This is a genomic window from Spirillospora sp. NPDC046719 (assembly GCF_040645715.1).
Classification (GTDB): domain Bacteria; phylum Actinomycetota; class Actinomycetes; order Streptosporangiales; family Streptosporangiaceae; genus Spirillospora.
The window spans coordinates 1-6208 of the sequence record NZ_JBEYYT010000500.1 but is presented as its reverse complement, the minus strand read 5'-3'; the positions used below and the strand labels follow the sequence as shown (position 1 = coordinate 6208).

Below are 6208 nucleotides of genomic sequence, written 5' to 3'. Positions count from 1 at the left end.
AGCTGCCGCAACTGCTCGACGGTGCCAGCGGGGACGGTGAATCGGACGGCTGCTCCGGCGGTGGTGCGGATGGCGGGGCGGGGCCGGTCGGTGCCGCGACCAGCCCGGCCGCGACGATCGCCGGGCCGAGCCACGGGTGCCAGCCGGGGGCGCGGCCCAGCAGCACGTACGCCCACACGGCGGTGACGGCGACCGTCACCGACAGGAACGCGGCGCCCTCGGTGGTGCGGCGCCGCTCCCACAGCAGCGCGGCGCCGATCCCGACCAGGGCGGCGACGGCGGGGGCGAGCGCGACGGTGTAGTACTCGTGGAAGATGCCCTGCATCTCGCTGAAGACCGCGCCGGTGAGCAGCAGCCACCCGCCCCACATCAGCAGCGCGGCGCGGGCCGGGTCGGTGCGGGGCGCACGGCGGGTGACCCACAGCCCCGCGGCGAGCAGGACCAGCGCGGCGGGCAGCAGCCAGGAGATCTGGCCGCCGATCGCGGCGCCGAACATCCGTCCGACGCCGGCGTCCTGGTTGAGGTTGCCCAGGCCGCCGGTCTCGTCGCCGTTGAGGCGGCCGATCCCGTTGTAGCCGAGCGCCAGTTCCAGGACGGAGTCGTGCTGGGATCCGCCGATGTAGGGGCGGGACGAGGCGGGCACCAGCGCCACGGCCAGCACCCACCAGCCGGCCGACGCCACCAGGGCGGCGCCGGCGAGGACCAGCTGCCACAGCCGCCGCCGCACGGGCGCGGGCGCGGTGACCAGGTACACCAGCGCGAACACCGGCACGACCAGGAACGCCTGCAGCATCTTGGCCAGGAACCCGGTGCCGGTGAACGCGGCCGCGGCCAGCAGCCAGCGGGTGCTCGCGTTCTCCTGGGCGCGGATCGCGGCGTAGGCGCCGGCGGTCAGCAGCAGCACCAGCAGCGCGTCGGGGTTGTTGAACCGGAACATCAGCGCGGCGACCGGGGTGACGGCGAGCGCCGCCCCGGCCAGCAGACCCGCCCAGGCGGGGAACCGGCGCCGGACCGCCGCGTACAGCGTCGCGACGGTGGCGACGCCCATCAGCGCCTGCGGGACCAGGATGCTCCAGGAGTTCACCCCGAAGATCCGCGCGGCGATCTCCATCGGCCACAGCGCGGCGGGCGTCTTGTCGACGGTGATGGCGTTGGCGGCGTCGGAGGAGCCGAAGAAGAACGCCTTCCAGCTGGTCGCGCCGGCCTGGAGGGCGGCGGAGTAGAACGCGTTGGCCCATCCGGACGCGCCAAGGCCCCACAGGTACAGCACGGCGGTCGCGGCGAGCAGGGCGAGCAGGGCGGGCCGCGCCCACGCGGGGTCGGCGGCGGGTCCGCGCCACAGGCGGCGCAGGACCCGGCGGGGACGGCCTCCCCGCCCGTCCGGGGTGCGGTGGGCGGGCGGGGAGGCCTGGATCGTGGAGGTCATCGTGGGATATCCCAGGGGTCAGCCCAGCTTGTACAGCTGGGCGCCGGTGGAGCCGGACGACGCGGAACCGGACGGTGAGGCGCCCGACTGCGATGTGCCGCCGTATTCGGAAGGGGCGACGAGGGTGCCGTTCTTCTGCACCCAGGCGGTGACGGAGGAGTTCCCGCCGCCGGGGCCCATGCCGCCGCCGAGCATGACGTAGCGCAGCCTGCCGTCCTTGACGTACTTCTGCAGCTTGGCGACGGTCATCGCGGGGTCGGAGCCGGTGAAGCCGCCCATCGCGATGACGGGGCGTCCGGTGCTGAGGATGATCGAGCTCGCGGACTGGGCGCTGGAGACCGCCACCAGCCAGGTCGCGCTCCCCTGGTTCTTCTCCAGGTAGGAGATCATCTGAGCGCTGACCTCGCCGCCGGGGCCGCCGCCGAACCCGCCGAACCCGCCGCGTGCGCCGCCGGGCCGCTGGGAGCGGTCACCGCGCGTCCACGGCATCTGCCCGCCGCCCGAGCCGGAGCCCTGGCCCGCGGAGCCCTCCCCGCCGGGGGTCTGCCCGCCGGGTGCGGCGCCGGGCACCCCGCCTGGCGCGCCGCCGGGCGGTTGGCCGCCGGGGAAGCCTCCCCTGAACCCTCCGGGCATGCCGCCGGGCATGCCGCGCATGCCTCCGGGACCGCCGAATCCGGTGGACGGCCCGGCCTGCGGGTTGCTGCCGTTGGAGGCGGTGGACGCGGCCGACACCGCGTAGGCGCCCGGCCCGGCCAGCGTCGCGACGGCGGCGAGGACGGTCCCGGCGACGACGGCGCGGGTGCCGGCGCGGCGGACGAGACGGCCGAGCAGCAGCGCCGCGATGGAGGCCGTGGTCGCGGCGAGGATCGTCCAGCGCAGCCAAGGGTGCCAGGACGGGGTGCGGTTCAGCAGGGCGAACGCCCACGCTCCGGTCACGGCGATCGCGACCGCCCCCACCAGCGGCCGCACCCGGCTCCAGCGGGCCTCGCCGCGGTCCGCGCGGAACAGCAGGACGGCGCCCGCGCCGGTCAGCGCGGCGATCGCGGGGCCGAGAGCGGTGGTGTAGTAGGGGTGGAAGGTGCCTTCGGCGAAGCTGAAGATGACGTAGTGGACGGCGAGCCAGCCGCCCCACAGCAGCAGCGCGGCGCGGGCGAGGTCGGTGCGGGGCCGCTTCCACAGCAGGACCAGGCAGGTGACCAGCGCGATCACGGCGAACGGGATCAGCCAGGAGATCTGGCCGCCGACGATGTCGTTGAACAGCCGTCCGGCGCCGGACTGCCCGCCGAAGGAGGCGCCGCCGGGTCCGCCGCGTCCGCCGCCGGGACCGTTGTTCTCGCCGAAGACGCGGCCGAGGCCGTTGTAGCCGATGACCAGGTCCCAGACGGTGCCGTCGGTGCTGCCGCCGATGTAGGGGCGGCTGCCCGCGGGGACGGCGTCGACGATCAGCATCCACCAGGACGACGAGACGGCGAGGACGGCGCCGGCGGCGACCAGGTGCCCGAGGCGCCGCACGATCCCGGGGCGTCCGGCGATCAGGTAGACCAGCGCGAACGCGGGGACGACCAGGAACGCCTGCAGCATCTTGGTGTTGAAGCCGCAGCCGACCAGGAACGCCGACAGCAGCAGGGGCCGCAGCCGCCCGGTCTCGACGGCGCGCTGGCACGCCCACGCGGCGGCGACCAGCAGCAGCACCAGCAGGGTGTCGGGGTTGTTGTCGCGGTTGATCGCGACGGTGATCGGGGTGAGGGCCAGCACGGCGGCGGCGATGAGCGCGGCGGGGTGCCCGAACGCGCGGCGCACGGTGGCGTGCAGGATCGCCACGGCGGCGACGCCCTCGATGACCTGCGGGAGCAGCAGGGCGGGGGTGCCGAACCCGATGACGCGGGCGGCCAGCTCCTGCGCCCACAGCGCCATCGGCGGCTTGTCAACGGTGATGTAGTTGCCGGCGTCCAGGGAGCCGAAGAAGAACGCCTTCCAGCTCTGGGTGCCGCTCTTGACGGCGGCGGAGTAGTAGCTGTTGGCGTAGCCGCCGGAGCTGAGGTCCCAGGCGTACAGGGCGGCGGCGAGGGCCAGCACCGCCCACAGCGCGGGGCGCGACCAGGCGGGGTCGCCGGGGCCGCCGAGCAGGATCCGGCGGATCCTGCCGCGGGGCGCGGGCGCCGCGGTTCCGGTGGGCGGCGCGGGGAGCGTCTGGGTCATGACAGGTTTCCTCCGGTCTCCCCGGCGGCCGGCGCGCGGCCGTCCCGGGAGATCGTGACGTCGGTGCGGAGGGCGGCGTGCGGGTCATCGGCGTGCGGGTCGGCGGTGCGCGGGTCGCCAGCGTGCGGGGAGCCGGCGCCTGCGTCGCGGTCCGCCAGGCGGCGGGGGTGGAAGATCCAGGCGCGCATCAGCAGGAACCGCACCAGGGTGGCGACGGCGTTGGCGGCGATGAGCGCGCCGACCTCGACGGCGCGGGACGCGCCGGGCGCGGCGGCGTGCAGCAGCGCGAGCCCGCCGGTGGACAGCGCGAGGCCGAGCAGGAACGCCAGGCCGCCTTCGAGCTGCTGGCGCAGGGCGCGGCCGGTGCCGGTGACGCCGAAGGTGAAGCGGCGGTTGGCGGCGGTGTTGCCGACGGTGGTGATGATCAGCGACAGCGCGTTCGCCCACAGCGGGCCCATGACCAGCCGCAGCAGCACGAACAGGACGAGCTGCGCGACGGTGCTGATGGCGCCGATGACGGCGAAGGCGGGCAGTTGCCGCGCCATCCCGGCGGGCAGCGCGGCGCTCGCGGAGGGCGCGGTGGGGGCGCGGCGGCCGCCGACGGGGGCGCGGAACGCGCCGGTGAGCATGCGGCGGGCGACGCGGGCCATGCCGCGCAGGTCGTCGCGGGCGGTGCGGACGACGTCGACGCGGGAGTCGGGGTCGTCGACCCAGTCGACGGGGACCTCGTGGATGCGCAGCCCGTTGCGTTCGGCGAGCAGCAGCAGCTCGGTGTCGAAGAACCACTCCTCGTCCTCCACCGACGGCAGCAGCGCCTGCACGATCTCGGTGCGGGCGGCCTTGAAGCCGCACTGGGCGTCGGAGAAGCGGGCGGCGAGGGTGGTGCGCAGCAGCAGGTTGTAGCAGCGGGAGATGACCTCGCGGCGGGGGCCGCGCACGACGGCGGACCCGCGGGTGAGCCGGGACCCGATCGCCAGGTCGCTGTGCCCGGAGATCAGCGGCGCGACCAGCGGCAGGAACGCATCCAGGTCGGTGGACAGGTCCACGTCCATGTAGGCGACGACGTCGGCGTCGCTGGTGCCCCACACGTGCCGCAGGGCGCGTCCTCGTCCCTTCAGCTCCAGGTGGACGGCGTTGACGTGGTCGAGCCGCGCCATCAGGTCCCGGGCGGCGCGCCAGGTGCCGTCGGTGCTGGCGTTGTCGGCGATGGTGATGCGGAACGGGTAGGGGAAGGTGTCGGCCAGGTAGGCGTGCAGCCGCCGCACGCTCGCGGCCAGGACGCGTTCCTCGTTGTAGACGGGGATGACCACCTCGACCAGCCTTCCCCGCCCGCCGTGGTCGTGCACGGGCGGGGGCGGCCCGGCGGGCGTGCCCCGTTCGGTGACAAGGTGACTCATGAGACCGAGGTTCGGGTGCGGGTGTGGGAAGCCCCTGAGCCGTGGATTAACGCGGTATGAGAAACCCGCGGGGCCGGCGGACCCGCCCCCGCGGGTGGTCAGTCGCGGGTGGTCAGTCGCGGGGTGCGCCGGTTCCGGGGAGGCGGACGCGGGCCAGGGCGCCGCCGCCCTCGGCGGGTTCGAGGTCGACGCTGCCGCCCGTCTCGGCGACGACGCGGGCGACGATCGACAGGCCGAGCCCGGAGCCGGGCAGGCTGCGCGCCGACGGGGACCGCCAGAACCGCTCGAACACGTGCGGCAGGTCGGCGGCGGGGATGCCGGGGCCGTGGTCGCGGACGGTCAGCTCGCCGCCGGCGAGCCGGACGGTGACGGTCCCGGCGGGCGGGGAGAACTTCACGGCGTTGTCCAGCAGGTTCACCACGGCGCGTTCCAGCGAGGCGGGGTCGCCCTGGACGTACCAGGGCTCGGTGTCGGCCCGGACGGTCAGGCCGGGGCCGCGCAGCCGGGCGCGTTCGACGGCGCGGTCCACGACGTCGTGCAGCGCGACGGTCTCCTGGACGGGTTCGGTCTCGTCGGGCCGGGCGAGTTCCAGCAGGTCCCCGACCAGGCTGGACAGCTCGTGCATCTGCGCCTTGACGCTGACGAGCAGGTTGTGGCGGGCGGCGGCGGGCAGGTCGCGGCCGGTGGCCTCGGCGCGCAGCAGCAGGTCGATGTTGGTGCGCAGGCTGGTGAGGGGGGTGCGCAGCTCGTGCCCGGCGTCGGCGATGAGCTGCTGCTGGCGTTCGCGGGAGGCGGCCAGCGCGCCGGTCATGGCGTTGAAGGAGCGGCTGAGCCGGGCGATCTCGTCGGTTCCCTCGGCGGGGATGCGGGTGCCGAGGTCCTCGGTGCGGGCGATGTGCTCGACGGCGCCGGTCAGCTCGTCGACGGGCCGCAGCGACGCGCGGGCGATCATCAGGCCGGCGCCGGCGGACACCAGGACGCCGAGGGCGGTGACGGCGACCAGCAGCAGCGCGAGGTTGTCCAGCGGCCCCTCGACCTCGTCGAGGGACAGCGCGACCGACAGCGCGATGGGGGTGCCGTCGGCGGCGTGCGTGGGGAAGGTGAGGATCCGCACGTCCTCGGTCTTGCCGCTCGGGCTGACGCCGGTGCCGTCGTGCAGGGCGCGGTCGCCGTCGCCGCGGGCGAC

4 protein-coding genes are annotated in these 6208 nt (G+C 75.3%); all 4 read right to left on the bottom strand.

The genetic code is table 11. The annotated features are described in order from the left end of the window. A partial coding sequence (locus ABZ914_RS44245; protein ID WP_500200717.1) for a glycosyltransferase family 39 protein occupies positions 1-1426 on the bottom strand: 1426 nt, incomplete at its 3' end. Between the two features lie 18 nt (positions 1427-1444). Next, the gene (locus ABZ914_RS44240; RefSeq protein ID WP_500200716.1) at positions 1445-3625 is read right to left on the bottom strand and encodes a glycosyltransferase family 39 protein; all 2181 of its coding nucleotides are present in this window, start codon (positions 3623-3625) and stop codon (positions 1445-1447) included. Further along, positions 3622-5022 (bottom strand): bifunctional glycosyltransferase family 2/GtrA family protein, encoded by a 1401-nt coding sequence (locus tag ABZ914_RS44235; protein WP_500200715.1) that lies wholly within the window; start codon positions 5020-5022, stop codon positions 3622-3624. The genes ABZ914_RS44240 and ABZ914_RS44235 overlap by 4 nt, the downstream gene beginning before the upstream one ends. A 112-nt stretch (positions 5023-5134) precedes the next feature. Continuing rightward, a partial coding sequence (locus tag ABZ914_RS44230; RefSeq protein ID WP_500200714.1) for a sensor histidine kinase occupies positions 5135-6208 on the bottom strand: 1074 nt, incomplete at its 5' end.

Bases quoted from the DNA above. Each gene is read 5' to 3' on its own strand.
- ABZ914_RS44240 (WP_500200716.1), bottom strand. From the start codon at position 3,625: ATGACCCAGACGCTCCCCGCGCCGCCCACCGGAACCGCGGCGCCCGCG.
- ABZ914_RS44235 (WP_500200715.1), bottom strand. From the start codon at position 5,022: ATGAGTCACCTTGTCACCGAACGGGGCACGCCCGCCGGGCCGCCCCCG.